21 protein-coding genes are annotated in these 26,572 nt (G+C 73.5%); 13 read left to right on the top strand and 8 right to left on the bottom strand.

Features of this window, described 5'->3' with window-relative positions:
* Positions 1-3 precede the first annotated feature (3 nt).
* The 3 genes from RGE_RS10575 to RGE_RS10565 form a co-directional block, all read right to left on the bottom strand.
* Entirely contained in the window at positions 4-2,787 is a 2,784-nt protein-coding gene (locus tag RGE_RS10575) for a DUF3857 domain-containing protein (protein ID WP_014428371.1), read from the bottom strand.
* A gap of 74 nt (positions 2,788-2,861) precedes the next feature.
* Positions 2,862-3,359, bottom strand: coding sequence for a DNA-deoxyinosine glycosylase (locus RGE_RS10570; RefSeq protein ID WP_014428370.1), 498 nt, complete (start codon positions 3,357-3,359; stop codon positions 2,862-2,864).
* Entirely contained in the window at positions 3,356-4,186 is an 831-nt protein-coding gene (locus RGE_RS10565; protein ID WP_014428369.1) for a TatD family hydrolase, read from the bottom strand. Before RGE_RS10565 ends, RGE_RS10570 begins: the two co-directional genes overlap by 4 nt.
* Positions 4,187-4,274: 88 nt before the next feature.
* Here RGE_RS10565 and RGE_RS10560 point away from each other — a divergent pair, with 88 nt between their 5' ends.
* From RGE_RS10560 to RGE_RS10545, 4 genes are read left to right on the top strand one after another with little or no spacing between them, the layout of a single operon-like run.
* Positions 4,275-5,207, top strand: coding sequence for a S1C family serine protease (locus RGE_RS10560; protein ID WP_014428368.1), 933 nt, complete (start codon positions 4,275-4,277; stop codon positions 5,205-5,207).
* 58 nt (positions 5,208-5,265) lie between these two features.
* Entirely contained in the window at positions 5,266-6,243 is a 978-nt protein-coding gene (locus RGE_RS10555) for an AAA family ATPase (protein WP_148280321.1), read from the top strand.
* Positions 6,236-7,189, top strand: a complete 954-nt coding sequence (locus tag RGE_RS10550) for a DUF58 domain-containing protein (RefSeq protein WP_014428366.1) — start codon at positions 6,236-6,238, stop codon at positions 7,187-7,189. Before RGE_RS10555 ends, RGE_RS10550 begins: the two co-directional genes overlap by 8 nt.
* Positions 7,186-8,217, top strand: coding sequence for a VWA domain-containing protein (locus RGE_RS10545; RefSeq protein ID WP_043783992.1), 1,032 nt, complete (start codon positions 7,186-7,188; stop codon positions 8,215-8,217). Before RGE_RS10550 ends, RGE_RS10545 begins: the two co-directional genes overlap by 4 nt.
* Positions 8,218-8,231: 14 nt before the next feature.
* Here RGE_RS10545 and RGE_RS10540 read toward each other — a convergent pair whose 3' ends face one another.
* The 3 genes from RGE_RS10540 to RGE_RS10530 all read right to left on the bottom strand — a co-directional run bounded on the left by RGE_RS10540 (position 8,232) and on the right by RGE_RS10530 (position 11,730).
* Positions 8,232-8,999: a lysozyme gene (locus tag RGE_RS10540; RefSeq protein ID WP_014428364.1), complete on the bottom strand. Its 768-nt coding sequence runs from the start codon at positions 8,997-8,999 to the stop codon at positions 8,232-8,234.
* Between the two features lie 77 nt (positions 9,000-9,076).
* Positions 9,077-10,798 (bottom strand): single-stranded-DNA-specific exonuclease RecJ, encoded by a 1,722-nt coding sequence (recJ, locus tag RGE_RS10535; RefSeq protein WP_014428363.1) that lies wholly within the window; start codon positions 10,796-10,798, stop codon positions 9,077-9,079.
* A complete protein-coding gene (locus RGE_RS10530; RefSeq protein WP_014428362.1) occupies positions 10,795-11,730 on the bottom strand; it encodes a hypothetical protein in 936 nt (311 codons plus the stop codon). The genes recJ and RGE_RS10530 overlap by 4 nt, the downstream gene beginning before the upstream one ends.
* 53 nt (positions 11,731-11,783) lie before the next feature.
* Between RGE_RS10530 and RGE_RS10525 the strand changes: the two genes are divergently transcribed.
* The 7 genes from RGE_RS10525 to RGE_RS10495 all read left to right on the top strand — a co-directional run bounded on the left by RGE_RS10525 (position 11,784) and on the right by RGE_RS10495 (position 20,900).
* On the top strand, positions 11,784-13,040 hold the full coding sequence (locus tag RGE_RS10525; RefSeq protein ID WP_014428361.1) for a lipoprotein-releasing ABC transporter permease subunit: 1,257 nt from the start codon (positions 11,784-11,786) through the stop codon (positions 13,038-13,040).
* Positions 13,033-13,707, top strand: coding sequence for an ABC transporter ATP-binding protein (locus RGE_RS10520; RefSeq protein WP_014428360.1), 675 nt, complete (start codon positions 13,033-13,035; stop codon positions 13,705-13,707). Before RGE_RS10525 ends, RGE_RS10520 begins: the two co-directional genes overlap by 8 nt.
* Positions 13,708-13,738: 31 nt before the next feature.
* Entirely contained in the window at positions 13,739-14,596 is an 858-nt protein-coding gene (locus RGE_RS10515) for a 3',5'-nucleoside bisphosphate phosphatase (protein ID WP_014428359.1), read from the top strand.
* A gap of 55 nt (positions 14,597-14,651) precedes the next feature.
* Entirely contained in the window at positions 14,652-15,575 is a 924-nt protein-coding gene (locus RGE_RS10510) for a DMT family transporter (protein ID WP_014428358.1), read from the top strand.
* A 76-nt stretch (positions 15,576-15,651) separates the two neighbouring features.
* Positions 15,652-16,944: a sensor histidine kinase gene (locus RGE_RS10505; RefSeq protein ID WP_043783989.1), complete on the top strand. Its 1,293-nt coding sequence runs from the start codon at positions 15,652-15,654 to the stop codon at positions 16,942-16,944.
* 11 nt (positions 16,945-16,955) lie between these two features.
* Positions 16,956-17,720: a LytR/AlgR family response regulator transcription factor gene (locus RGE_RS10500; RefSeq protein WP_014428356.1), complete on the top strand. Its 765-nt coding sequence runs from the start codon at positions 16,956-16,958 to the stop codon at positions 17,718-17,720.
* A gap of 105 nt (positions 17,721-17,825) precedes the next feature.
* Positions 17,826-20,900, top strand: coding sequence for a PAS domain-containing hybrid sensor histidine kinase/response regulator (locus RGE_RS10495; protein ID WP_014428355.1), 3,075 nt, complete (start codon positions 17,826-17,828; stop codon positions 20,898-20,900).
* 22 nt (positions 20,901-20,922) lie between these two features.
* Here RGE_RS10495 and RGE_RS10490 read toward each other — a convergent pair whose 3' ends face one another.
* Both RGE_RS10490 and RGE_RS10485 read right to left on the bottom strand, forming a co-directional pair.
* Positions 20,923-23,010, bottom strand: coding sequence for a M3 family metallopeptidase (locus RGE_RS10490; protein ID WP_014428354.1), 2,088 nt, complete (start codon positions 23,008-23,010; stop codon positions 20,923-20,925).
* Positions 23,007-23,717, bottom strand: a complete 711-nt coding sequence (locus tag RGE_RS10485) for a hypothetical protein (protein WP_014428353.1) — start codon at positions 23,715-23,717, stop codon at positions 23,007-23,009. The genes RGE_RS10490 and RGE_RS10485 overlap by 4 nt, the downstream gene beginning before the upstream one ends.
* Before the next feature lie 164 nt (positions 23,718-23,881).
* On the opposite strand from RGE_RS10485, the gene RGE_RS10480 reads away from it, so the two are divergent.
* Both RGE_RS10480 and RGE_RS10475 read left to right on the top strand, forming a co-directional pair.
* Positions 23,882-24,439, top strand: coding sequence for a YaeQ family protein (locus RGE_RS10480; RefSeq protein WP_043783987.1), 558 nt, complete (start codon positions 23,882-23,884; stop codon positions 24,437-24,439).
* A gap of 15 nt (positions 24,440-24,454) precedes the next feature.
* Entirely contained in the window at positions 24,455-26,566 is a 2,112-nt protein-coding gene (locus tag RGE_RS10475; protein ID WP_014428351.1) for a prolyl oligopeptidase family serine peptidase, read from the top strand.
* Positions 26,567-26,572: the final 6 nt, after the last annotated feature.

The raw sequence follows: 26,572 nt of genomic DNA, 5'->3' as shown, positions 1-26,572 counted from the left end.
GGATCAGCGTGCGCCGTCCAGGCGCTGGAGTTCGAGTCGGGACATCCCGTACTCGATGAATTCGGTCACGCCGGTGTCGACGCTGCGGCGGAAATGGCGGCGCGCGGCGGCGCGGTCGCCGTCGAGCAGCGCCTTCTGGCCGGCGAAGAACTGCAGCTCGCATTCGCGCCCCGGGTCGGCGCGGCCGCTGTCGCGCGTGGCGGCCAGCGCGTCGTCGAAGCTGGCCTCGCCGGCCAGCCAGCGTGCCACCGGGTGCGGCCAGGCGCGCTGCCCGGCCGGCGCCACCTGGCGCAGCGCGGCGCCGCCGTCGCCGCCGGTGCGGCGCACCGCGAGGTACAGCCAGATCGGCGCGTAGCCTTCGTCGCGCACCGAGCGGTCCTTCAGCGCGGCCTCGAAGCCGGCGCGCGCCGCGTCGCCGTCGCCGCGCAGATAGGCGCCACGCGCACGCGTCAGCAGCGCCTCCATGTCCGACGGCGCGCGGCGCAGCGCTTCGCCGGCCTGCTGCTCGACCTCGTCGTAGGCACCACGGATCAGCGCGTTGACCGCCGCGGCGGTGTGCGTGGCGGCCGACTCGGGATCCAGCGCCAGCGAGGCCTGCAGATCGGCGCGCGCGGCGTCGACCTCGCCCAGGTGGTCGAGCAGCATCGCGCGTTCGGTCAGCGTCTGCGCGCGCAGCGCCGGCGCGAGGCGGTCGCCGCCGAGCACGGTGTCCAGCAGCACGCGGCGGCCGAGCGCCTCGCGCTGCATCTCGGTGACGATGCGCAGCCGGCCCGAGCGCACGTCGGCGTCCAGCGCGGAGTAGCGCTGGCGCATGGTCTCGGCCTGCGCCGGCGTCACCGCCGGCACCTGCACCACGCCCGACAGGCGCGCGAAGACGCGTGGCAGACGCTCGCGATAGGCCGCGAAGTCGGCCGCGGCGACGCGGTCATGCAGCATCTCCAGCTCGGCTTCCAGGCGCTGCGCCTGCGGCGACATCTCGGCGCGCAGCTGCAGGCGGAAGGCGGCGGCCGACTCCTCGGCGCGCGAGCTGCTCGTGCGGCCGAAGGTCGGTTCGTCGAAGTGGAACTCGACGCTCTGGCGGTAGCGCCCGGGGTTGGCCAGGCGCAGCCCGCGCGCGCGGTCCGAGCCGTCGGGCAGGCGCAGCACCGACATCAAGAGCGGCAGGCCGTAATCGGCGACGAAGACACGCTGTTCGGGGAAGCGCCAGGGCGGCGCCAGCGTGTAGCGCTGCACCAGGCGCACCGCGTTGCGGCCCGGCACGTCGGCCATCTCCAGCGCGCCGTCGGCCGTCAGGCCCGGGTACTGGCGCAGGTGGTCGGCACGCAGGTCGCGCTCGAACTCGTCGGCGCCGCGCGCCGCACGCTGGGCGCGCAGCGCCTCGGCGATGTCGCCGTAGAAGGTCTGCACCGACTCGAAGGCCGCCGGCTTCGCCAGCGAGCCGAAACGCAGCACGTCCTGGCCCTCGGCCTGCAGCTGGCCCGCGTGGCCGGGCAGCTCGACCAGCGCCGTGGCGTCGGCGCGCGCCGGCAGACCCCAGCCCAGGCCGCGCGCGATGCGTTCGTCCAGCGGCCCGGTCTGCATCGACCGCGTCGGGTCGACGAGCAGGCTGCGGCCTTCGGGCTGCAGCTCGGCGACGACGTGGTCGAAGGCCAGCGGGCTGGGCAGCATGCCGACGACGTCGCGGCGCATCGAGTTCGACACCAGCACCGGCGTCGCGCGCACGCCAGCGGCACGCGCCAGCGCGCCGAGCAGCGCCACCTTGTCCTTGCAGTCGCCATAGCGCTGCGCCAGCGTCTGCGCGGCGGCGGCCGGGCGGTGCGAGCTGGCGCCGATCTCGGTGCCGAAGTAGCGCACCTGGGTCTGCACGAAGTCCAGCAGCGCCAGCAGCTGGGCGTCGCGGCCGGCGCCACGCAGCGCCTCGGCCTGCGCCGTGACCTCGGCCGAAGGCCGCAGCGCGGGCTCGAACAAGGTCTCGGCCCAGCGCGCGACCTCGCCCCAGTCGGCGAACTCGCTGAGCTGCAGCATGTCGCCCAGCCAGCTCTCGGCCGGCGCGTACGGGTCTTCGACGAACTTGGGCACCGCACGGCGGCGGAACTCGGTGATCTTCAGGCCGTCGGCACTGCGGCCTCCGTCGGCGACCTCGGCAGCGCCGGCACGGTGCTGGATGCTGCGCTGCGCCGGCACCAGCAGGCGGTAGCGGAACAGCCCGGTCGGCCCCAGGCCGTGGCGCGTCCATCCGACCTGCACGAAGCGGCCGTCGAACACCGGGTTGTCGCCGACCAGCGTGTAGGCGAACTCGATGCGGTCGCCGACACGCACGTCGTCGAGCACGATCGAGGCCGTGCGCCGGCCGTCCAGGCGCTGCTGCTCGAGCCCGGTCTCGCGTTCGAGCAGGCGCACGCGGCGCGCGTCGAGCTTGTTGATGCGCGTGCTGCCGCGGCGCACTTCGAGCCGGTGCAGCGTCAGGCGCTCGTAGCTCGGGTCGAAGTCGATGCTGATCTGCGAGGCGGGCTCCAGCCCGCTGCCGTCGCGCACCAGGCGCACGACGTGGCGGTAGCGTTCGCTGGGCCCGCGCCCGGCCGGCAGCCGCGTCTGCTCGTCGACCAGCAGGACTTGCAGCGGCGCCGCCGGCAGCCCGGCGTCCAGGCCGTTGGCCGACATCGGTTGCACCCAGGCCGGCTCGCGGCCGATCTCGTAGCCGGCGGTCTTCGGCGCTGCCGCGACCGCCCCGGCGGCCAGCAGGCCCGCCGTCAGCGCTGCCCACCAGCGCGTCCACCCTCGTGACATCTCCCGCGATCCCCCTGCTCTTGCTCGTGCCGCCGCATTGTGACCGTGCGGCGCCGCAGGCCCCGCCGATGCGGTCAAGCCAGGCCGTGGGCCACGAACACCTCGCGCCAGGCGGCGAGCTTGCGCTCGAAGCTCCAGCTGGCGTTGGCCGGGCTGGTCGACGGCAGGCGCAGCGTCTCGAAGCCCAGCGCACGCAAACGCTTCATCGCGCGCGCCGACTCGCCGCCGTTGTGCGCCACCGCGTGCAGCGCCGGCGCCAGGCGGCGCAGCGCGGCGAAGTCGTTGAGCTCGGCGTCCTCGATCGCCGTGTCCAGGCTGCCTTCGCGGCGGCAGGCGGCGTAGACGTCCCAGATGCCCAGGCCGTGGCGCAGCACCTCCTGCAGCCGCTCGGGGTACGGCATGGCGCGCAGGTCCAGTCCCCAGAGCGCCGACAGGATGGGCCAGAACTGGTTGCGCGGATGGGCGTAGTACTGCCCGGCGCCCAGCGAGGCGACGCTGGGAAAGCTGCCGAGCACGACGAGGCGGGTGCGGGCGTCGGCCACCGGCGCCAGGCCGACGAGGCGCTCGCTCATGACGACGGGCCGGCCTTCAGCGCCGCCAGGCGCGGCAGCGCGGCGAAGGCGTTGGCGGTGGTCACCGCGGCGGTGTGCTCGGGCGTCCAGCCCCGGAGCCCGGCCAGGGTGCCGGCGATGCGCGGCAACTCGGCCGGTTCGTTGCGCCCCGGCCGGGCGCCGGCGGCACGCTCGGCGGCGCTGCGGTACAGCCATTGCGGCGGGATGTCCGGGGCATCGGTCTCCAGCACCGGCACGTGCTCGGGCAGCACCGCGGCCAGGCGGCGGATCTGCAGCGCACGCTCGAAGCTCATCGCGCCGCCGAAGCCCAGGCGCAGCCCGAGCGCGGCGAACTGCGCCGCCTGGGCGTCGCTGCCGTTGAAGGCGTGCGCGATGCCGCCCGGCACGTCGACGCGGCGCAACCCGTGCAGCAGCAGGTCGGCCGAACGCCGCACGTGCAGGATCACCGGCAGCCCGGCGTCGCGCGCCAGCGCCAGCTGGGCGAGGTAGAAGCGGCGCTGGCGTTCCAGGTCCAGGCCGGCGACGAAAAGGTCCAGGCCGATCTCGCCGACGGCCACCAGGCGCGGGTCGTCGCGGCGGCGGCGCAGTTCGTCGGCCAGGCGCTCCAGATCCTCGTCGGCGGCGCGGCCGACGTACAGCGGATGGATGCCCAGCGCATAGGCCAGGCCGTGGCGCTGCGCGAGTTCGCGCACGGCATCGAAGTTGGCCGCCTCGACCGCCGGAATCACCTGCAGCACGACGCCCGCGGCGCGCGCCCGAGCGACGACCGCGTCGCGGTCGGCGGCGAATTCCGCGGCGTCGAGATGGCAATGCGTGTCCACCCACATGGCGCGATGATGCCGCCAAGCGCGGATGCGGCCGGTCGGCCGAACGTGTTACCGTCTCCGGCGGTTCCCGGTGCAGGAGCCATCGACGATGAAGAAGGCACCGCTTTACAGCCGTTCGCGCCGGCCTGCCGAGGCCACCCCGCCCGCGCCGCCCCCCGTCGACGCCGCTCCCGCGGCGCCCGCTGCGCGTGCGCGCCGCCGCCGTGTGCCGGCCGAGGCCTGGTGGGCCGCCGGTGGCGCTGCCGTCGCCGTCGCGGTGCTGCTGGCCGCCGGCCCGCTGGGCCACGGCGCCCGCGTGCTGACCCAGGACGACATCGACGCCGCGGTGCGCGCCTCGCTGGAGAAGGAACCCCTGCCCTCGGCCGCGGCCAAGGCCTACGAGGCGATCGCGCCGTCGGTGGTGCGTGTCGTCGCCCTGGGTGACGGCCACGCTGAAGGCCACGCCGAAGGCCACGACCCGGCCGACGACGCCGAACGCGCGATGCAGCGCAGCCTGGGCACCGGCGTCGTCGTCATCGACAACGGCACCATCCTGACCAATCTGCACGTCGTCTGGGGCGCGAACAAGCTGCGCGTGACCTTCGCCGACGGCACCGAGTCGCCGGCGCGCCTGGTCGGCGTGCAGACCGAGAACGACTTGGCCGTGCTGCGTGCCGACCGAATTCCCGACGACCTGGTCGCCGCCACGATGCGCAGCACGGCCGACCTGCGCCCGGGCGACCACGTCATCGCCGTCGGCCACCCGTTCGGCATCGGCCCGTCGGTGAGCTACGGCATCGTCTCGGGGCTCAACCGCGAGTTCCGCTCCGAGACGGGCAAACGCACGCTGACCAACCTGATCCAGTTCGACGCCGCCGCCAACCCCGGCAACTCGGGCGGCCCCTTGGTGACGATGGACGGCCAGGTCGTCGGCATCGTCACCGCCATCCTGAACCCGTCGGAGGAGCGCACCTTCGTCGGCATCGGCTTTGCCGTGCCGATCGAGAATGCCGCGGCCGCCGCCGGCATGCCGCCGTTCTGAGCGGCGATCCACGGAGAGCCCAGTGACACCACCCGAGAGCGATACCACCCCGGCGCTGATGGAGCGCCTGCTCTACGAGGTCAAGCGGGTCGTCGTCGGCCAGGACCGTTTCCTCGAGCGGGTGCTCGTGGCCCTGCTCGCGCAGGGTCACCTGCTCGTCGAAGGCGTGCCCGGCCTGGCCAAGACGCTGACCGTCAAGACGCTGGCGCGTGCGATCCGCGGCAGCTTCAAGCGCATCCAGTTCACGCCCGACCTCGTGCCCTCGGACCTCGTCGGCACGCGCATCTACAACCAGAAGACCGGCGAGTTCTCGACCTCGCTGGGCCCGGTGTTCGCCAACCTGCTCTTGGCCGACGAGATCAACCGCGCGCCGGCCAAGGTGCAGAGCGCGCTGCTGGAGGTGATGCAGGAACGCCAGGTGACGATCGCCGGCGAGACCCACCGCGTGCCCGAGCCCTTCGTCGTGATGGCGACGCAGAACCCGATCGAGACCGAAGGCACCTACCCGCTGCCCGAGGCCCAGGTCGACCGCTTCATGATGAAGGTGCTGGTCGACTACCCGAGCGAGGAAGAGGAATTCGTCATCGCCCAGCGCGTCACCGGCCCGGCCGTCGAGATCGACCCGGTGGCCGACACCTTCGCGCTGGCCGCGCTGCAGCGCCAGTGCCGCGAGGTCTACGTCGACCCGGCGCTGATCCAGTACGCGGTGAAGCTGGTCTCGGCGACGCGCACGCCGGCGCGCCACGACCTCGCCGACCTCGGCCGGCTGATCACCTACGGCGCCAGCCCGCGCGCGACGATCGGCATGATCGAAGGCGCCCGCGCGCTGGCGCTGCTGGCCGGCCGGCGCTACGCCCTGCCCGAGGACGTGGCCGGCATGGTGGCCGACGTGATGCGCCACCGCCTGGTGCTGAGCTACGAGGCGCTGGCCGAGGGCGTGAGCGCCGACGCCATCGTGCAGCGCGTGATGAAGAAGATCGCCCCGCCCGACAAGCCGCTGGCCGGGGGGCGTTTCGACGGGAGCGTCGGTGCCTGAGTCGGCCGAGGACCTGCTGCGCCGCCTGGAGTGGACGGTGCTGCGCCGCCTGGACGGCGTGCTGCAGGGCGACTGGCGCACGCTGCTGCGCGGCACCGGCGTCGACCTCGCCGACCTGCGCGAATACCAGCTCTTCGACGACGTGCGCCACATCGACTGGAACGTCACCGCGCGGCTGCAGCAGCCCTACGTGCGCCAGTTCGTCGAGGACCGCGACCTGTCCGCCTGGTTCCTGCTCGACCTGTCGCCCAGCGTCGACTTCGGCTCGCGTGGGCGAAGCAAGCGCGAGGTCTCGCAAGGCTTCGTCGGTGCGCTGGCGCGCGTCTTCACGCGCCACGGCAACCGCGTCGGCGCGGTGCTCTACGGCCGCAAGGTCGAACACGTGCTGCCGCCTTCGGCGACGCGCCGCCACGTGCTGGAGCTGCTGCGCCGCATGCAGGCGTCCGACAAACCAGTGCCCGGGAACTCGCCGACGACGCTGGCCGAGCTGCTGGACACGGCCGGCGGCATCCTGCGCCGGCGTTCGGTGGTCTTCGTCGTCTCCGACTTCATCAGCACGCCCGGCTGGGGGCCGGCGCTGGGCCGGCTGGCGCGGCGTCATGAGGTCGTCGCGGTGCGCGTGCTCGACCCGGCCGAGATGGCGCTGCCCGACGTCGGCCTGGTGACCGTCGAGGACGCCGAGACCGGCGAGCAGCTGCTGGTCGACGCCGCCGACCCCGATTTCCGCGCCCGCCACGACGCGCTCGCCGCCGCCGAGGAAGAGAAGCTGCGCGGCGCGCTCTCCGAGTCGGGAGTCGACGTGCTGGAACTCGCCACCGACGAGGACCTGCTCGACGCGCTGCTGCGGTTTGCCGACCTGCGCCGCCAGCGCGCGCGGCTGAAGGCCTCGCCGCGGCTGCCGGCGCATCTGCGCGAACGTGCCGAACCGTTGGGGGCCGGGGGATGAGCTTTTTGTGGCCGCAGATGCTGCCGGCGCTGGCCCTGCTGCCGGTGCTGGTGCTGCTGTACCTGTGGATCCTGCGCCGGCGCCGCCGCGCGACAGTGCGCCTGGCCAGCGTCGCGATCGTCAAGCAGGCGCTGGGCCGCGGCCCGGGCTGGCGCCGCCATGTGCCGCCGGCGCTGATGGCGCTGGCGCTGGCCGCGCTGCTGCTCGCGCTGGCGCGGCCGACGGCGACGCTGACGCTGCCGATGGCCGAGCGCACGATCATCCTGGCGATGGACGTCTCGGGCAGCATGCGCGCCGAGGACGTCAAGCCCAACCGGCTGGTCGCGGCGCAGGAGGCGGCGCGCGCCTTCGTCGAGTCGCTGCCGCGCGAGGTGCGCGTCGGCGTCGTGTCCTTTGCCGGCACCGCCGCCGTCGTGCAGGCGCCGACGACCAGCCGCGACGACGTGCTGGCCGCCATCGAGCGCTTCCAGCTGCAGCGCGGCACGGCGATCGGCAGCGGCATCGTGCTGTCGCTGGCGACGATCTTCCCCAATGCCGGCATCGACATCCAGCAGGTGACCGGCCAGCGTGCGATGCCGCGCATGCTGGGCGACCCGGAAAAGAAGACCGACTTCACGCCGGTGCCTGTGGGCTCCTACGGCTCGGCGGCGATGATCCTGCTGACCGACGGCCAGCGCACCACCGGCCCCGACCCGATCGACGCCGCGAAGATGGCCGCCGACCGCGGCATCCGCGTCTACACGGTGGGCATCGGCACGACCAAGGGCGAGATCATCGGCTTCGAGGGCTGGTCGATGCGCGTGCGCCTGGACGAGGACACGCTCAAGCAGATCGCCCAGATGACGATGGGCGAGTACTTCTACGCCGGCACCGCCGAGGACCTGAAGAAGGTCTACCAGAGCCTGGGCTCGCGCATGGTCGTCGAGCGCAAGGAGACCGAGATCACGGCGCTGTTCGCCGGCGTCGGCGCGCTGCTGGCGCTGCTGGCCTCGGGGCTGTCGCTGTGGTGGTTCGGGCGCGTCGCCTGACGCGCCCCGCGACTTCAGGCCGGCGCCGGCTCCGAACGTTTCTTCGCCCGCTTGGCCGCGGCACGCCGCGGTTTGCCGGCCGGCAGGCGCAGCTGCAGCGGGTCCTGCGTCGCCAGCACGGCGCCGCGCGCGGGGCGTTTGCGCGCCGGCGGGGCTTGCTCCTCGGCTTCGGCACGGCGCGCGATCGAACGCGAGGCCAGCGGCAGCACGACCGCGCCGCGCACGGTGCGCACGCCACCGGCCGCGCGCCAGTCCTCGCCGAGGAACAGCGCACGCTCGGCGCGACGGCGGCGCGTCAGCCCCGGCAGCGGCTTGAGCACGCCGTCGACGCGGCCCTTGTCCCAGACCAGGAACTGCTCGGCCGCGCCGGCGGCGTCGCCGGCGTTGAGCTGCTTGAGCAGCGTGGACTTCATCAGGCTGCCGGCACCGAGGTTGAAGGCGAAGCTGACGAGCGCGCCGAACTGCGCGTCGGTCAGGGGCACCGTCACCAGGCGCTGCACGTCGCGGCAGGCGTCGAGCAGGTCGGCGCGCAGCAGGGTCTCGGCCTGGGCCCGGGTGATGCCGCCCGGATAGGCGGCCAGCGCCTGGTCGCGCGCCGCCGGCCCGCGCAGCCAGCGCCCGGCGCTGTCGGCGATGGCATGGCCCCAGCCGATGGTCCAGATGCCGACCGGGTCGAGATAGGGGTCGATGTTGACCGTGCTCGGGTCCCCGTCGGGAATGCCCTCGAAGCTCTTCACCAGTTCCAGCCCTTCGTCGGGCATGTCGCGCAGCGCAGCGGGCATGGTCGCCTCCTTCCGGGGAAGGAAGGCATTGTTCGCCGCGCAGCGGCCGGCGCAATCCCCTGCTGCGTCGGCGGCGCTCAGGCCGTGGCTTCGAGCCCCGCTTCGACCACCATCTGCACACGCTGCTGGCCGTTCCACTCGTCCAGCGACAAGCGGTAGGCCAGGCGCAGGCGTTCGGGCACCGGGTCGGCGTGGCCGAACCAGATCGCCTCGCGCACGGCGCTGCCGTGGCGCAGGCGCAGCTTGGTGTGCTTCTCGCCGACCAGGCGCTGCTGCACGACCTGCACCTCGTCGCAGAACACCGGCGCCTCGAAACCCTGGCCCCAGACCTGGGCGTCGAGCAGCGCCACCGTCGGCGCGTCGAACCACTGCGGCTCCAGCGGGCCGTCGACGGCCAGCCGGCGCTCCAGCGTCGCCGCGTCCAGCCATTCGCCGGCGACGGCACGCAGCGCCTGCTCGAAGGTTTCGAAGCCACCCGCGGCCAGCGTGCAGCCGGCGGCCATCGCGTGGCCGCCGAAACGCAGCAGCAGCCCGGGGTGGCGCTTGGCGACCAGGTCCAGCGCGTCGCGCAGGTGGAAGCCGGGAATGGATCGCCCGGAGCCCTTCAGCGCGCCGTCGGCACCGCAGGCGAAAGCGAAGGTCGGCCGGTGCAGCCGGTCCTTGAGCCGGCCGGCGACGATGCCGACCACGCCTTCGTGGAAGCCGGGGTCGAAGAGCGCGACGGCCGGCGGCGTGTCGGTGTCGCCGTAGCGCTGCACCGTCGCTTCGGCGGCCTCGCGCATGCCGGCCTCGACCTCGCGGCGCTCGCGGTTGATCGCGTCGAGCTGCGCCGCCAGTTCGGCGGCGCGCATCGTGTCGTCGGTCAGCAGGCACTCGATGCCCAGCGTCATGTCGGCCAGGCGGCCGGCGGCGTTGATGCGCGGCCCGAGCGCGAAGCCGAAGTCGAAGGACGCGGCCCGCTCGGGCGCCCGGCGGGCGACGGCGAACAGCGCCGCGACGCCCGGCTGCATGCGCCCGGCACGCACGCGCGCCAGGCCCAGGCCGACGAGGCGGCGGTTGTTGGCGTCCAGGCGCACGACGTCGGCCACCGTGCCCAGCGCCACCAGGTCGAGCAGCGACTCCAGCCGCGGCTGCGTCGCGGCGTCGAAGCGCCCGCGCGCGCGCAGCTCGGCACGCGCGGCCAGCAGCACGTAGAAGACGACGCCGACGCCGGCCAGCGCCTTGCTGTCGAAGCCGCAGCCGGGCTGGTTCGGGTTGACGATGACGTCGGCCGCCGGCAGCACGACGCCCGAGGCGTCCATCGCCGGCAGGTGGTGGTCGGTGACCAGCACTGCCAGGCCCAGCGCCCGCGCGTGCGCCACGCCTTCGAGGCTGGCGATGCCGTTGTCGACGGTGACCAGCAGATCCGGGCGCTTTTCGCGCGCCAGCTCGACGATGGCCGGCGTCAGGCCATAGCCGTGCACCGCACGGTCGGGCACGACGTAGTGCAGGTGTTCGCGGCGCGCGCCCAGCATCGCCAGGCCGCGCAGCGCGACGGCGCAGGCGGTGGCGCCGTCGCAGTCGTAATCGGCGACGACGCAGATGCGGCCGCCGCCGGCGATGGTGTCGGCCAGCAGCCGGCCGGCCTCGGCGGCGCCACGCAGCGCGTCGGGGCGCAGCAGGCGCGCCGGGTGGGTGTCGAGCTCGTCGGCGGCGCGCACGCCGCGTGCGGCCAGCAGCCGCGCCAGCAGCGGGTGCACGCCGGCCTGTTCGAGCGCGAAGGCCGCACGCGGCGGCACGTCGCGGGACTGGAGGATCACAGCGTCTCCAGCAGTTCGTTCGGCGCCGGGCGCGCCAGGCGCGCGCGCAGCGACTGCCAGGCGCCGCCGGCTTCGCAGGCCACCGAGGACCGTTCGCCGCACAGCGTCAGCTTGACCGCCTGGCCGCGCACGCGGGCCGCCAGCAGCTCGGTGATCGGGCCGGCGTCCAGCGTTCGCCAGGCCTGGCACCAGCCGGCCCAGTCTTCGTTCAGCGCCGGGCTGCGCAGCCGGTAGTCGACCGTCGGCACACGGCCGCGCACCGGCTGCGCCGGGCCGCAGCCGCTGAGCCAGAAGGAGTTGACGGTCGGCAGGCCGCGCGCCTCGCGTTTGTCGTTCAGCGGGTGCGTGTACAGCAGCATCTGGACCTCGTTCTGCAGCCGCCGCACCAGGCGCACCGCCGGCTGGTCGGTGAGCCAGGGGTCGACGTGGCGGCCGATGACGCGGTCCGGCGACGCCGTGCGCAGCTCGGCCAGGCTCTCGTGGGCCAGGTACCAGCGCAGCGGTGCCGCCCAGCGCAGCAGACAGCCTTCGCTGGTGAACAGCGGCGCGACGAGCTCGAAGAAGGCGCGCGAGCCGGCCTCGTCGAGCGCCAGCGACTCGGGGTCGAGGAAGCTGACCTGCTCGGTGCCCAGGCGCCAGTGGGCCGGCGTCAGCTCGCCCCAGGCGAGGTCGCCGAGGTCGGTGGCGCCGTCCTGCGCGGCATGCCAGGCGGCCCAGGGCAACTGGCCGTCGCCGCCGGCGAAGCCGAGCGCGAGCGCCAGCGCACGTTCGTGCGGCGGGCTGAAACTGGTCTCCACGCCGTCGTCGTGCACGCGCGCCGGCAGGCGGGCGAGCAGTTCGCGCAGCCGCGGCAGCTCCAGGCTGCGCAACGCGGCGCGACCGGCGTCCGACAGCGGCGCCGCGAAAGGAACGATCAGGTGCACGGCGCGCATTATCCGGCGCCGCGCGGGGTCGGCCGCGGCCGGCGGGTTAGCATCCCGGCCCCATGAACCTGCCTTACGAGTGGCACGTCGGCTGGCGCTACACGCGCGCCGGACGGGCCGGCCGACGCAACGGCTTCATCTCGTTCATCTCCGCGATCTCGGTGCTCGGCATCACGCTCGGCGTGGCCGCGCTGATCATCGTGCTCAGCGTGATGAACGGTTTCCAGAAGGAAGTGCGCGACCGCATGCTGAGCGTGATCTCGGCCGTCGAGATCCACGACGCCGGCGGCGGCGCCCTGCCCGACTGGCAGGCCACGGTGGCGGCGGCACGCACCAACCCGCAGGTCGTCGGCGCCGCGCCCTTCGTCGCCGCGCAGACCCTGGTCGGCCGCGGCGACGTGCTGCGAGGCGCGGTCGTGCGCGGCATCGATCCGGCGGCCGAAGCCGAGGTCACCGACCTGGCGCACCAGCTGCGCGACCGCGAACTGGCGGCGCTGCAGCCCGGCCAGTGGCACGCGGTGATCGGCGCCGAGCTCGCGCGGCTGCTGGGCGTGCGAGTCGGCGACACGATCACGATCGCCGCGCCGGGTGGCCAGTTCACGCCGGCCGGCGTCGTGCCGCGGCTCAAGCAGTTCACCGTCACCGGCACCTTCCAGGCCGGGCACTACGAGTACGACAGCGGCCTGGTGCTGATCGCGATGGACGACGCCGCGCGCCTGTTCCAGACCGGCGGCCCGACCGGCGTGCAGCTGAAGCTGGCCGACGTGCACCAGGCGCGCCGCGTCGGCGACGAACTGGCTCAGGCGCTGGGCCCGTCGGTGATCGTGCGCGACTGGACGCAGACCAACCGCAACTGGTTCGATGCGGTGCAGGTCGAGAAGCGCATGATGGCCATCATCCTGACGCTGATCGTCGCCGTCGCCGCGTTCAACCTCGTGTCGACGCTGGTGATGACGGTGACCGACAAACGCGCCGACATCGCCATCCTGCGCACGCTGGGCGCCAGCCCGCGCTCGATCATGGGCATCTTCATCGTCCAGGGCGCGACGGCCGGGATCATCGGCACCTTGAGCGGCGTCGCGCTGGGCCTGCTGGTGGCCTTCAACATCGACGTCATCGTGCCGGCGCTCGAACGCCTGCTGGGCGTGGCCTTCCTGCCCGGCAGCATCTACCTGATCAGCCGCATGCCCAGCGAACCGATGATGGCCGACATCGTGCCGATCGCCGTCGTCTCGCTGCTGCTGTCCTTCGTCGCCACGCTGTACCCGAGCTGGCGTGCCAGCCGCGTGAACCCGGCCGAGGCGCTGCGTTATGAGTGAACACGATCCGGACCGCGTGCTCGACGCGGTCGAGCTGCACAAGCGTTTCCAGGAAGGCGATCTCGACGTCACGGTGCTGCGCGGCGTCAGCCTGCACGTGCGCCGCGGCGAGACGCTGGCCGTCGTCGGCGCCTCGGGCTCGGGCAAGAGCACGCTGCTGCACCTGCTGGGCGGACTGGACCGGCCGACGTCCGGCCGCGTGACGCTGATGGGCCGCGACTTCGCGACGATGGACGCCGCCGAACAGGGCCGCTGGCGCAACCGGCACCTGGGCTTCGTCTACCAGTTCCACCACCTGCTGCCCGAGTTCAGCGCGCTGGACAACGTGGCGATGCCGCTGCGCATCCGCCGCGAGAGCCCCGAGGCCGCGCGCGAGGCCGCCGAGCGCATGCTGGCCGCCGTCGGCCTGGCCGCACGCGTGGCGCACCACCCGGCGCAGCTGTCCGGCGGCGAGCGCCAGCGCGTCGCGATCGCGCGGGCGCTGGTCACGCGCCCGGCCTGCGTGCTCGCCGACGAGCCCACCGGCAACCTCGACCGCGGCACCGCCGGCGCCGTCTTCGATCTGATGCTGGGCCTGTCGCGCGAGCAGGGCACGGCCTTCGTCGTCGTCACCCACGACGAGTCGCTGGCGGCACGCTGCGGGCGCACGATGACCCTGGCGCGGTGAACCCGCGCCCCGCTTCCTAGAATCCCGGGCGGTGCAGCTGATCAACGCCGACCTCCACTCGCATTCCGACGTCTCCGACGGCACGCTGAGTCCCGAAGCCCTCGCCACGCGCGCCCACGCGCAAGGCGTCGAACTCTGGGCGCTGACCGACCACGACGAACTGGGCGGCGTCGCCCGCGCCCGCGAAGCGGCGCTGGATCTCGGCATGGGCTTTCTCGCCGGCTGCGAGATCTCGGTGACCTTCGCCGGCGAGTCGGTGCACATCGTCGGCCTGGGCGTCGACCCCGAGGACGAGGCGCTCGTCGCCGGGCTGCAGGCCATCCGCTCGGGACGGCGCGAACGTGCCGAACGCATGAGCCAGGCGCTGGCCGCGGTCGGCATCCGCGGCGCCTTCGAGGGCGCGCTGCGCTACGTCGGCAACCCCGAGCTGATCTCGCGCACCCACTTCGCGCGCTGGCTGGTCGAAGCCGGTTACTTCGCCGAGACGCACGAGGTCTTCCGCCACTACCTGGCCGCCGGCAAGCCCGGCCACGTGCCGCACCACTGGGCGGGGCTGGGCGACGCGGTGCGCTGGATCACCGGCGCCGGCGGCGTGGCCGTCATCGCGCACCCGGCGCGCTACCGCTTCTCGCCGACCGCCGAGTACGCGCTGTTCAGCGAGTTCGTCGCCCACGGCGGGCAGGCCGTCGAGGTCGTCACCGGCAGCCACACCGTGGCCGAGCAGCTGCAGTACGCCGACACCGCGCTCGAGTTCGAGCTGCTCGCCTCGCGCGGCAGCGACTTCCATTCGCCCGACGAGAGCCGCGTCGACCTCGGTGCCCTGCCCGACCTGCCCGGACGGCTGACGCCGGTCTGGCAGGCGCTGGCCGGGCGCATCCAGCGCGCATGAGCCCCGGGGCTCGTTCCCGCCCGGCGGGACCGGCCGCCAGGCCGATGGCCACGCCATGACCGGGCGCCGCCCCGGGCTCGGCATCGCACTGGTGCTGGCGATGGCCGCGTGCTTCGGCACGATGGACAACAGCGTGCGCTGGCTGGGCGCGGCGCTGCCGGTGCTGGTGCTGCTGACCGTGCGCTACGCCTTCCAGGCACTGGCGATGACGGTCTGGCTGGCTCTCGACCCGAAACACGGTTTCCGCAGCGCGCACCCGCGATTCCAGGCGCTGCGCGGCGCGCTGCTGCTGGCCACCAGCGGCTTCAGCTTCTTCGGCGTGCAGGCCATGCCGGTGCCCGAGTTCACCGCGATCAACATGCTGACGCCGGTGCTGGTGACGCTGCTGGCCGGCTGGTTCCTCGGCGAACGCGTCTCGCGGCTGCGCTGGCTGCTGGTCATCGGCGCCTTCGTCGGCGCGCTGATCGTCATCCGCCCGGGCAGCGGCGTCTTCGGCTGGGCGGTGCTGTTCCCGCTGGGCGGCGCCTTCACCTACGCCTCGTTCCAGGTGCTGACCAGCCGCATGGCGGCGCTGGAGAACCCGTACACGACGCACTTCTGGACCGGCTTCACCGGCACCGCGATCCTGCTGCCGCTGCTGTTCGCCGGCCCCGTGGACGCGCTCGGCGCGCTGGCCGCGGCGACGCCGGCGCAATGGGGCTGGATGATGCTGATCGGCCTGCTGGGCACCGGCGGCCACCTGATGCTGATCCTGGCAATGGGCATGGCGCCGACCTCGACGCTGATGCCCTTCGTCTACGCCCAGATCGGCGCCGCGGCGCTGGTCGGCTGGATCGTCTTCCGCCACCTGCCCGACGGCTGGGCCTGGGTCGGCATGGCGGTCATCGCCGCCTGCGGCGCGGCCAGCGCCTGGCTCAACTTGAAGGGCGCGGCGCCGAAGCCGGCCTCGGCGGTGGGCGCCGACACGATCGCCGATTGACGGCCTTCGTCGGCTCCGGCGCGGCGTTCGTCGCGTGCGCCGTGGCGCGCCCGGCCAGGCGCTACGCTCTCGCCCCATGACGATTCCCGTGACCGCGCTGGACCAGCCGCTGCCGGCCGAACTCACCGGCCGCGACCACGGCTGGTTCACACGCTACCGCCGCTGGCCGGTGTTCAGCCCGGCCTGGGCGCGTGGCCGGCTGTGGCGCATGGCGCTGATCCTGGGCAGCGTCTTCGTCGTGCTGGTGCTGACGGTGCTGACCAACGACAACCCGGCCGACCGGCCGTGGCCGGGCATCGCCGAGCTGGTGCTGACGCTGACGGGCCCGGCGCTGCTCGGCCCGGCGCTGGGCGTCTGGGTGCGCCGGCAGCGCTGGGACGATCGCCGCGAATGGTGGGCACTGGTGCTGGCCATCCTGGCCGTCGTCGCCGCGACGCAGGCCTTCCACGCCTGGGGTGCCGAGCCGCTGAAGCAGTTCATCGCCGAACGCACCGGCAACGTCGACGAACACGGCAAGCGCCGCCGGATCGTGATGCTGATCGGCATGACGATCCGCTCGCCCGACGACGAGGCCGAACCGCACTCGGGAACCCGCGGCAGCGACCCGGACGACCCGGCCAGCCAGATCTCCAACTTCGTCACGCGCGCCGGCGTCGCCTTCCTGCTCGCCGGCGGCTTGGGGCTGCGCGGCCTGCGCCGCGAGCGCGAAGGCCTGGCGGCGCTGGCGCGCGAACGCGCGCTCGCCGAGGCCCAGGCACAGCGGCGCGAAGCCGAGCTGCGGCTGTCGGTGCTGGCCGCGCAGGTCGAGCCGCATTTCCTGTTCAACACGCTGGCCGGCGTACGCAGCGCGATCGCCACCGACCCGGCACGCGCCGCCGAGATGATCGACCGCCTCGTCGAATACCTGCGCGCCGCGATCCCGCGCCTGCGCAGCGACGGCTCGGCCCAGGCCACCGTCGGCGGCCAGTTCGAGATCGTGCGCGCCTACCTCGGGCTGATGGCCGCGCGCATGCCGCGGCTCGGCTGGTCGGTGCAGGCCGAGGAGCCGCTGCTGCGCCACCGTTTCCCGCCGCTGATGCTGATCTCGCTGGCCGAGAACGCCGTCAAGCACGGCGTCGAGCCGAAGATCGGCCCGGCGCGTGTCGATGTACGCGCCGAACGCAGCGAGGACGGCCGCCTCGCCCTGGTCGTCGAGGACGACGGCGCCGGCTTCGGCGCCTCGGCCGCCGGCACCGGGCTGGGGCTGGCCAACATCCGCGAGCGCCTGGCGCAGCTCTACGGCGATCGTGCCGCGCTGACGCTGAAGGCGCGCCCCGGCGGCGGCGTCTCGGCGACGATCACCGTGCCGCTGGAAGAAGCCGAAGCCTGAAGGACCCGACGATGAACGAACCCACCGCCCTGCTGGCCGACGACGAGGACCTGCCGCGCGCCGAGCTGCGCCGCATGCTCGCCGCCGCCTGGCCCGAGCTGCGCATCGTCGCCGAGTGCGAACACGGGCCGGCGGCCGTCGAGGCCATCGAGCGCTGCCAGCCCGACGTCGCCTTCCTCGACATCCGCATGCCGGGGCTCAGCGGCCTGGACGTCGCGCGCGCGGCCAGCGGCCGCTGCCACGCGGTGTTCACGACCGCCTACGACAGCTACGCGATCGAGGCTTTCGACGCCGGCGCGGTGGACTACCTGCTCAAGCCCATCGCCGCCGACCGCCTGGCGCAGACCGTGGCCCGGCTGCGCGAGCGCCTGGCCGCGCGCGCCCAGGCGCCCGAGCTGGACGCGCTGCTGCAGCGCCTGGGCAGCCAGTTCGCGCAGCGCGACGCGGCGACGCGGCTGCGCTGGATCAGCGCCAGCGTCGGCGACACGATCAAGATGTTCGGCATCGACGAGGTGCTGTTCTTCCAAAGCGACGAAAAGTACACGCGCGTCGTCACGTCGAACGACGAAGCGCACGTGCGCAAACCGCTCAAGGAGATCGCCGAAGGGCTGGACGGCGAGCTCTTCTGGCAGGTCCACCGCGGCTGCATCGTGCGTGCCAGCGCCATCGCACGCGCGCACCGCGACGAGCTGGGCCGCATCACGCTGCATCTGCGTGATCACGCCGAGCGCCTGGCGGTCAGCCAGGCCTACGCCTGGCGCTTCAAGCCGATGTGAACGGCAGTCGCGCGGGCGCCGCAGCGTCGCCGCCGCGGCACTCCAAACCGATGTGACGGCGTCATACTGGCGGCCCGATCGATCAGAACTCGCCAGCCGTCCCGAATGCCGCGCCGTGAATCGACGCCCCCGCCCGCGCCCACGGCAGCGGATCTCGCCCCCGTCGACTGGTTCGAAGCCCTTCCCGCGGCGACGCTGGCGCTGGACGCCGACGGCCGCCTGCAGCGGCTGAACGCCGCGGCCCGCACGCTGCTGGGCCGCGAGGGCGCCGCCCCCGGCACGCCGGCCGCCGAGCTGCTCGGCCTGGACGCCGAGGCCGCGGCCCGCCTGGCACAGGGCTGGGACGAGCGCCGGAGCTTCGAGCTGCGCCGCCACGCGCCGGCCGGCGCGCGCTGGATCGCCGTCACGCCGGCCCGCCTGGCCGACGGCAGCCTGCTGCTGTCGCTGGTCTCGCGCGACGCCGAACGTGCCGTCGAAGCCGAGCGCGACGAGCTGCGCGCGCTGCAGGACGTGGCCGTCTCGGTCGGCCGTCTGGGCCGCTGGGAGCGCGACCTGCGGACCGGCCGCGGCTTCTGGGACCGGCGCGTGTTCGCGATGCGCGGCCTGGACGGCGAAGGCGAGGCGCCGCCGATGGAGGAGGCCGAACGCGCCATCGTCGCCGCCGACCACGAAGGCTTCGTCGGCTCGATCCGCCAGACGCTGCAGCGCCTCGGGCACCACCGCTACCGCTACCACGCGCGCACGCCGGCGGGCCAGCTGCGCTCGCTGCTGTGCGAGTGCGTCGTGCTGCCCGACGAGCAGGGCCGCGCCTCGCGCGCCGTCGGCTTTCTCGTCGACGACACGCTGGCCTGGTCGCTGGCCCATTCGCACGACTCGACGATGTCGCAGATCGCGATGGCCGCCGACATGACCGGCATCGCGCTGTGGCGCCACGACCTGGGCGACGACCGCGTGCACTACAACCCGCGCGCCGCCCAGGTGCTGGGCCTGCCGCTGGAGCCCCGCGGCCTGCCCGCCGCCCAGCTGCGCGAGCTCGTGCACCCGCAGGACCTGCCGCGCCTGGACGCGCAGCGCCAGGCCGTGCTGGCCAGCGACGAACCGGTGGACACCGAGCTGCGCTACCGCCGTCCCGACGGCGAGGCCTGGCGCAGCATGCTCGTGCGCCGCGCCGTCGAGCGCGACGGCCAGGGCCGGCCGGTGGCCTTCATCGGCGTGGCGATGGACGTCACCGAACGCGTCGACGAGTCGCGCCGCGTCGCCGAACTGGGCCGGCGCTTCGAGCTCGTCACGCGCACCGCCGGCATCGGCTACTGGAGCGTCGAGCCGCCGCTGGTCACCTGGAACGAGCAGCTGCGGGCCATCCACGGCCTGGGGCCGCAGGATCCGGCGCCGAGCTGGGCCGAGTGGCTGCAGCGTTTCGTGCACCCCGGCGACCGCGAACGCATCGACCGCCGCTTCGAGCAGTGGCGCCGCAGCGGACACCGCCAGAGCGACGTGCTGGTGCGCATCGTGCGCACCGATGGCGAGGTGCGCGAGCTGAGCGTGCGCGCCGGCTTCGACGGCCCGGCCGGCGACACGATGTTCGGCATCGTGCTCGACCTCACCGACCGCCGCCGCGCCGAGACCGCGCTGCACCAGGCCAGCGAACGCGCGATGCTCGCCGCACGCGGCGCCGGCGTCGGCACCTGGGAGCTCGACGTGCGCGACGGCAGCGCGATCTGGGACGAGCAGATGTGGCGCCTGCGCGGCCTGCCGCCGCGTGCGGCGCCGCCGACGATCGACGAGCGCCTGGCCTTCGTGCACGAGGCCGACCGCGACACGATGCGGCTGCACCTGCTGGAGCCGCTGCACCCCGACTCCGAGCCCGACCTGGAGTTCCGCGTCGTCTGGCCCGACGGCACGGTGCGCTGGATCGCCGAGCGCTCGACGGTGCTGCCCGACGCCGAGGGCCGGCCGCGCCGGCGCATCGGCGTCGAGTGGGACATCACCGACCGCCGCGCGGCCGAGGCCGCGCGCCAGGAGCGCGCGATCGCGCTGCGCGAGAGCCAGGCCAAGTCGCGTTTCCTCTCGCGCATGAGCCACGAGCTGCGCACGCCGCTGAACGCGGTGCTGGGCTTCACCGAGCTGCTGCTGGCCAACTGCGCCCCCGGCCCCGAGGACGCGCAGCGCCGCCGCCACCTGCAGGCGGTGCGCGGTGCCGGGCAGCAGCTGCTGGCGCTGGTCGACGACGTGCTCGACCTCGCCAGCCTGGAAGGCGGCGAGATGCGCGTCGCCGCCGAACGCGTGCCGCTACGCGCGCTGGTCGAGCAGACGCTGGAGATCGTCGAGCCGCTGCGGGCCGGCCGCGGCATCACCCTGTCGACCGGGGCGCTGGACGGCACGGTGCTCGCCGACGGCGTGCGCCTGCGCCAGGTGCTGCAGAACCTGCTGACCAACGCCATCAAGTACAACCGCGACGGTGGCAGCGTCGAGCTGCAGAGCCGCCGCCGCGAAGGCAAGGTGCTGCTCAGCGTGGCCGACACCGGCCGCGGCATGAACGAGCAGCAGCTGCGCCACCTCTTCGAGCCCTTCAACCGGCTGGGGCTGGAACGCGAAGGCATTCCCGGCACCGGCATCGGGCTGGTCATCGTGAAGTCGCTGATCGAGCGCATGGGCGGCTCGATCGCGGTACGCAGCACGCCCGGCGTCGGCACGGTCGTCGAGCTGACGCTGGCCGACGGCACCGACGCACCGCTGCCGGCACCGGAGCCGAACGACACGCGCGCGCTGTGGCCGCTGTCGCCGGCCGGGCCACGGCAGCCGCAGGCCACCGTGCTCTACGTCGAGGACAACCCGGTCAACGCGCTGATCATCTCGGAGCTGATCGCGCGCCGGCCCGACCTGACGCTGATCGTCGCCGAGGACGGTGTCACCGGCGTGCGCCGCGCCGCCGAGCTGCAGCCCGACCTGATCCTGCTGGACATGCAGCTGCCCGACATCGACGGCCACGAGGTGATGCGCCGGCTGCGCGCGCAGCCGGCGACGGCGACGACGCCGGTGGTCGCACTGTCGGCCAACGCTATGCCCGAGGAGATCCAGCGCGCGCTGTCCGCCGGCATGATCGACTACTGGACCAAGCCGCTGGACTTCCGCGCCTTCATGGCCTCGATCGCCGCGATGTTCGGGCCGCCCCCGGGCTGAACGCCGGAAGCGGCCGCCGGCTTCAGGCCGGCTCGGCGGCGAGCAGGCCGCGTTTCTCCAGCAGCGGCCGCACCGTCGGCGCACGGCCGCGGAACGCGGCGTAGGCCGCACCCGGCTCCTGGCTGTTGCCGGCCGAGTAGATGTGGCGCTTGAGCGCCGCGGCGACCTGGGTGTCGAACGGGCTGCCGGCCTCGACGAAGGCGTCGTAGCCGTCGGCGTCCAGCACCTCGGCCCAGAGGTAGACGTAGTAGCCGGCGGCGTAGCCCGAGCTCGAGAACAGGTGCTGGAAGTGCACCAGACGGTGGTTCATGCCCACCGCGGCCGGCAGCCCCTGCGCGGCCATCAGCTCGGCCTCGAAGGCGCACAGGTCGGCCGGCGGCTCGGCGTCGGGCAGCGCGTGCACCGCCATGTCGACGATCGCGCTGGCGCAGTAGCGCACGGTCTCGTAGCCCTGGTTGAAGCGGCGTGCGGCTTCGAGCCGGCGCACCAGGTCCTCGGGGATCGGCGCGCCGGTGTCGACGTGGCGGGCATGGCGCGCCAGCACCTCGGGCACGGTGGCCCAGTGCTCGAAGAGCTGCGAGGGCAGCTCGACGAAGTCGCGCAGCACCTGAGTGCCCGACAGGCGCGCGTAGCGCACGCTGGACAGCAGGCCATGCAGACCGTGGCCGAACTCGTGGAACAGCGTGCGCACGTCGTCCATCGACAGCAGCGTCGGCCGGCCGGGCTCGCCCTTGGCGAAGTTGTTGTTGTTCAGGATGACCGCCAGCTCGGCGCCGCCGTCGGGCGCGTTGCGGCTCTGCCAGCGCAGCGGGCTCATCCAGGCGCCGCTGCGTTTGCTCGGGCGCGCGAAGTTGTCTTGCAGGAACACGCCGATCGCCGTGCCCGCGGCGTCGCGCACCTCGTAGGCGTGCACGTCGGGGTGGTAGACCGGCAGGTCGGCGCGGCGCACGAACTGCAGGCCGAAGAGCCGGCCGGCGCAGTCGAAGGCCGCGGCGACCACGTTCTCCAGCGCGAAGTACGGCTTGACCTCGGCGTCGTCGACGGCGTAGCGCTGCTGGCGCACCTTCTCGGCCCAGTAGCGCCAGTCCCAGGCCTCGATCGTGCCCGGCACGCCGGCGGCGGCCTTGACCTCTTCCAGCGCGGCGCGCTCGCGCGCCACGGCGTCCAGCGCCCGCGGCCAGACCTCGCCCAGCAGCTGCTGCACCGCCGCCTGGCGGCCGGCCATCGTGTCGGCCAGCGCGTAGTCGGCGTAGCAGGCCTGGCCGTGCAGCGAGGCCTGCTCGCGGCGCAGGCGCAGGATGTCGCGCGCGACCTCGCGGTTGTCGTGCTCGCCGGCGTGCTCGCCGCGCGAGACCCAGGCGCGCCAGGCGGCTTCGCGCAGGTCGCGGCGTTCGGAGTAGGTCAGGAAGGGCACGACCAGCGAGCGCGACAGCGTCACGACGTGACCGTCGAGCCCGCGGTCGGCCGCGGCCTGGCGCGCGGCGGCGCGCACGAAGCCGGGCAGGCCGGCGAGGTCGTCCTCGGTCTTCAGCTCCAGGCGGAACGAGGCCTCGTCGTGCAGCACGTTCTGCGCGAAACGCGTCGTCAGCGCGGCGAGCTCCTCCATCACCTCGGCGTAACGCTTCTGCGCCGCGCCCTGCAGGCGCGCGCCGGCGCGCACGAAGTCCAGGTGGATGCGTTCGAGCAGGCGCAGCTGCTCGGGCTCCAGGCCCAGCTCGGCGCGGCGCGCGTGCAGGGTGTCCAGGCGCGCGAACAGCGCCGCGTCCATGTAGACCGCGTTGTCGTGCGCGGCCAGCGGGCCGGCCATCTCGCGCTGCACCGCCTGCAGCGCGGCCGAGGTGTGCGAGGCCGTCAGGTTGTAGAAGACGGCGTCGATGCGCGCCAGCAGCCGGCCGCTGCGGTCGAAGGCCGCGACGGTGTTCTCGAAGCTCGGCGCCTCGGCGCTGGCGCCGATCGCCGCGAGCTCGTCGCGGTGGGCCTGCATCGCGGCCTCGAACGCGGGGCGGAAGTGCGCCGGGTCCAGGGCATCGAAAGGCGGCAGGCCGAACGGCGCGGTCCAGTCCTGCAGCAGCGGGTTCGCCCCGCCGGGGGTCGACACCGCGGCGCTCACTTGGCGCCCTTCTTCAGCAGGATCTCGTCGTCCTCGCGGTAGCGGCGGTTGGCGCATTCGCCGGCCCAGAGGTCGCGGTCGGCGTTGACCTTCTCGGCGCGCTCGAACAGCGCGTTGTTGCGCGCGTTCCAGTCCTTGACGCGCCCGTCGACCTTGGCGGCACGATCGTTGTAGTCGTTGACGGACTGCTCGTTGCCGCTGGCCAGCTTCTCGCGCTCGGCGTCCAGCGCGGTCTGGGTCTTCTGGATCTCCTGGCGCTCGCGCTCGAGCTGGCGGCGCTCGCGCTCGGCCGTCGCGCCGGAACGCTCCTGCGCCGCCTTTGAGCGATCGTTCCAGGCTTCGACGCGCTCGCCGAGCTCGCGATAACGCTGGTTCAGGCTGGCGACGGCCTCGCGCGAAGAATCGATGCCGGCACGGGCGGTCTTGAGCGCCTCCTGTTCCTGGGCGATCGTCGTGCGGTCCTTGTCCAGCGCCGTGCGCTCGGCGTCGATCTCGGCGCGGGCCTTGGTCACCGCCTCCTGGCGTTCGAGGCAGTCGCGCAGTTCCTTGCGCGTCAGGATCGGGCCGCCGGCACCGCCGCTGCCGCCCAGCGTCAGCGTGCGACCTTCGGTCTTGTTCTGGGCAATGGCGCCCGGGGCGACGGCCAGCGTGCCGCCGCAGACGATCAGCAGGGCCGCGGCCAGGCGCGGTGCAACGTTGCGGTTCATGAACGATCCTTGCGATATGGGGTGGCCGGCGACCGCCGGCCGAACCCGGGATGATGCCATCCGCGACGCCCCCCGTCGTCGGGACGGGCCCGGGCGGCGGGCCGTTCGTCGCCGCTGTGGCACAGTGCGCGGCGCGGCGCCGTTGCCGCCTCCCCCGGGCCTTCATGGCGCTCAAATCGACGATCTACAAGGCTGCCGTCGCGGTGGCCGACATGGACCGGCCGCTGTACGCGGACCATTCCCTGACCCTCGCCCTGCATCCTTCGGAGACGGAGGAACGCCTGATGGTGCGCGTGCTGGCCTTCGCGCTGCAGGCCGACACCGGCGACGCGGCCGACAACCTGCAGTTCACGCGCGGCCTGTCCGACGCCGACGAACCCGCGCTCTGGCAGCGCGACCTCGACGGCCGCCTGCGCCACTGGATCGAGATCGGCCAGACCGACGAACGCCGGCTCACCAAGGCCTGCGGCCGTGCCGACCTGGTGACGCTCTACGCCTACGGCCAGTCGGTGCCGGTCTGGTGGAGCGGTCTGCAGGGCAAGATCACGCGGCTGCGCAATCTCCGGGTCTGGCAGTTGCCGGCGCCACAGACGCAGGAACTGGCCCGGCTCGCCCAGCGCTCGATGCAACTTCAGGTCACGGTGCAGGACGGACACGTCTGGGTCGGCAATGCCGAGTCGAGTGTCGAGATCGCTCCCGTGCGCCTCTGGCCTGCCGATTGAAGGACCTGTTCCCCGATGATCTCCCGCCGTGACTTCAGTTTCGCGCTGCCGCTGGCAGCCGCCCTGCCGACGATGACTCTTGCCGACAACCTTCCCGACGACGAGCTGCTGTGGCTCGAGGACGTGCAGGGCGAGCGTGCGCTCGCCTGGGTACGCGCGCGCAACGCCGAGAGCGAGGCCCTGCTGCAGAAGCAGCCGGGCTTCGAGGCCACCCGTGCGCGCATCCGCGCCATCCTCGACTCGCGCGACCGCATCCCCGCCGTCGTGCGCCGCGGCCCCTGGCTCTACAACCTCTGGCAGGACGAGCACAACCCGCGCGGTCTGTGGCGGCGCACGACGCTCGCCGAATACCGCAAGCGCGAACCGGCCTGGGAGACGGTGCTCGACGTCGACGCGCTGGGCCGCGCCGAAGGCGAGAACTGGACCTGGGGCGGCGCGGTGGCGCTCGGCCCCGAGTACCGCCGCGTGCTCGTCAAGCTCTCGCGCGGCGGTGCCGACGCCCACGTCGTGCGCGAGTTCGACACGGTGGCCAAGCGTTTCGTCGACGGCGGCTTCGTGCTGCCCGAGGCCAAGAGCGAAGTCGACTGGATCAGCGCCGACGAGATCGCCGTCGGCACCGACTTCGGCCCCGGCTCGCTGACCGACTCGGGCTACCCGCGCGTCGTCAAGCGCTGGCGCCGCGGCACGCCGCTGGCCGCGGCGACGACGCTGTTCGAGGGTCAGAAGACCGACGTCGCTGCGGGCGTGTCGATCGACCACACGCCGGGCTACGAACGCACGGTGTTCCAGCGCTCGGTGGACTTCTACCGCAGCGAGATGTTCCTGCAGCAGGGCGAGCGCCTGCTGCGCATCGACAAGCCCGACGACGCCGGCTTCGGCTTCTGGAAGAGCCGCGTGCTGATCACGCTGCGCAGCGACTGGACGGTGGCCGGGCGTACCTGGAAGAGCGGCTCGCTGCTGGTCGCCGACGCCGAGGCCTACCTGCGCGGCGAACGCGCCTTCGACGCGCTGTTCGAACCGACGGCGACACGCTCGCTGGCCGGCATGACGGCGACGCGCGACACGCTGATCGTCGAGATCCTGGACAAGGTCGCCGGCCGCCTGGAGGAGTGGCGTCCGGTCGACGGCCGCTGGCAGCGCCGCGAGGTCGCCGCGCCCTTCCCCGGCACCTTGTCGGCGGTGGCCTTGCACGACCCGGAACTCGCCGACGACCCGCTGGCCGACGCCTACCTGCTGCAGTACACCGACTTCCTGACGCCGGACACGCTGTCGCTGGGCCACGTCGGCCGCGACGAGCGCGAGGTGCTGAAGTCGCGGCCCTCGTTCTACGACGCCGCCGGCATGCGCGTCGAGCAGCGTTTCGCCACCAGCCGCGACGGCACGCGCGTGCCCTACTTCGTCATCTGGCCGCGCGATGCGAAGGCCGACGGCGCCAACCCGACGCTGCTCTACGGCTACGGCGGCTTCGAGGTCTCGATGCAGCCCTACTACTCGGGCATCGTCGGCTCGAGCTGGCTGCAGCGCGGCGGCGTCTTCGTGCTCGCCAACATCCGAGGCGGCGGCGAGTTCGGCCCGGCCTGGCACCAGGCCGCCGTCGGCGCCAACCGCCAGAAGGCCTACGACGACTTCGCCGCCGTCGCCGAAGACCTGATCGCCACGCGCGTCACGAGCCCGCGCCACCTCGGCATCGAAGGCGGCAGCAACGGCGGCCTGCTGGTCGGCGCGGTGATGGTGCAGCGCCCCGAGCTGTTCAACGCCGTCGTCTGCCAGGTGCCGCTGCTGGACATGAAGCGCTACACCAAGCTGCTGGCCGGGGCCTCGTGGATGGCCGAGTACGGCGACCCGGACGACCCGGCGCAGTGGAGCTTCATCTCGCGCTACAGCCCGTTCCAGAACGTGCGTGCCGGCGTGAAGATGCCGCGCGTGCTGTTCGTCACCTCGACCCGCGACGACCGCGTGCACCCGGGCCACGCGCGCCGCATGGCAGAGCGCATGCGCCGCCAGGGCCACGACGTGCTGTACTGGGAGAACATCGAGGGCGGCCACGGCGGCGCGGCCGACAACGGCCAGCGCGCGCAGATGACGGCGCTCGAATACGCCTTCCTGCAGCTGCAGCTGGGCCGCTGACGCCGG

The organism is Rubrivivax gelatinosus IL144 (genome assembly GCF_000284255.1).
Taxonomy (GTDB): Bacteria; Pseudomonadota; Gammaproteobacteria; order Burkholderiales; family Burkholderiaceae_C; genus Rubrivivax; species Rubrivivax gelatinosus_A.
The sequence above is the reverse complement of the archived record's forward strand: the minus strand, read 5'-3'. Positions and strand labels throughout refer to the sequence as shown.

What these genes read in the sequence shown, in the direction of transcription:
- RGE_RS10575 (WP_014428371.1), bottom strand. Translation starts at nt 2,787, where the DNA reads ATGTCACGAGGGTGGACGCGCTGGTGGGCAGCGCTGACGGCGGGCCTG.
- RGE_RS10570 (WP_014428370.1), bottom strand. Translation starts at nt 3,359, where the DNA reads ATGAGCGAGCGCCTCGTCGGCCTGGCGCCGGTGGCCGACGCCCGCACC.
- RGE_RS10565 (WP_014428369.1), bottom strand. Translation starts at nt 4,186, where the DNA reads ATGTGGGTGGACACGCATTGCCATCTCGACGCCGCGGAATTCGCCGCC.
- RGE_RS10560 (WP_014428368.1), top strand. Translation starts at nt 4,275, where the DNA reads ATGAAGAAGGCACCGCTTTACAGCCGTTCGCGCCGGCCTGCCGAGGCC.
- RGE_RS10555 (WP_148280321.1), top strand. Translation starts at nt 5,266, where the DNA reads ATGGAGCGCCTGCTCTACGAGGTCAAGCGGGTCGTCGTCGGCCAGGAC.
- RGE_RS10545 (WP_043783992.1), top strand. Translation starts at nt 7,186, where the DNA reads ATGAGCTTTTTGTGGCCGCAGATGCTGCCGGCGCTGGCCCTGCTGCCG.
- RGE_RS10540 (WP_014428364.1), bottom strand. Translation starts at nt 8,999, where the DNA reads ATGCCCGCTGCGCTGCGCGACATGCCCGACGAAGGGCTGGAACTGGTG.
- RGE_RS10530 (WP_014428362.1), bottom strand. Translation starts at nt 11,730, where the DNA reads ATGCGCGCCGTGCACCTGATCGTTCCTTTCGCGGCGCCGCTGTCGGAC.
- RGE_RS10525 (WP_014428361.1), top strand. Translation starts at nt 11,784, where the DNA reads ATGAACCTGCCTTACGAGTGGCACGTCGGCTGGCGCTACACGCGCGCC.
- RGE_RS10520 (WP_014428360.1), top strand. Translation starts at nt 13,033, where the DNA reads ATGAGTGAACACGATCCGGACCGCGTGCTCGACGCGGTCGAGCTGCAC.
- RGE_RS10510 (WP_014428358.1), top strand. Translation starts at nt 14,652, where the DNA reads ATGACCGGGCGCCGCCCCGGGCTCGGCATCGCACTGGTGCTGGCGATG.
- RGE_RS10505 (WP_043783989.1), top strand. Translation starts at nt 15,652, where the DNA reads ATGACGATTCCCGTGACCGCGCTGGACCAGCCGCTGCCGGCCGAACTC.
- RGE_RS10500 (WP_014428356.1), top strand. Translation starts at nt 16,956, where the DNA reads ATGAACGAACCCACCGCCCTGCTGGCCGACGACGAGGACCTGCCGCGC.
- RGE_RS10495 (WP_014428355.1), top strand. Translation starts at nt 17,826, where the DNA reads ATGCCGCGCCGTGAATCGACGCCCCCGCCCGCGCCCACGGCAGCGGAT.
- RGE_RS10485 (WP_014428353.1), bottom strand. Translation starts at nt 23,717, where the DNA reads ATGAACCGCAACGTTGCACCGCGCCTGGCCGCGGCCCTGCTGATCGTC.
- RGE_RS10480 (WP_043783987.1), top strand. Translation starts at nt 23,882, where the DNA reads ATGGCGCTCAAATCGACGATCTACAAGGCTGCCGTCGCGGTGGCCGAC.
- RGE_RS10475 (WP_014428351.1), top strand. Translation starts at nt 24,455, where the DNA reads ATGATCTCCCGCCGTGACTTCAGTTTCGCGCTGCCGCTGGCAGCCGCC.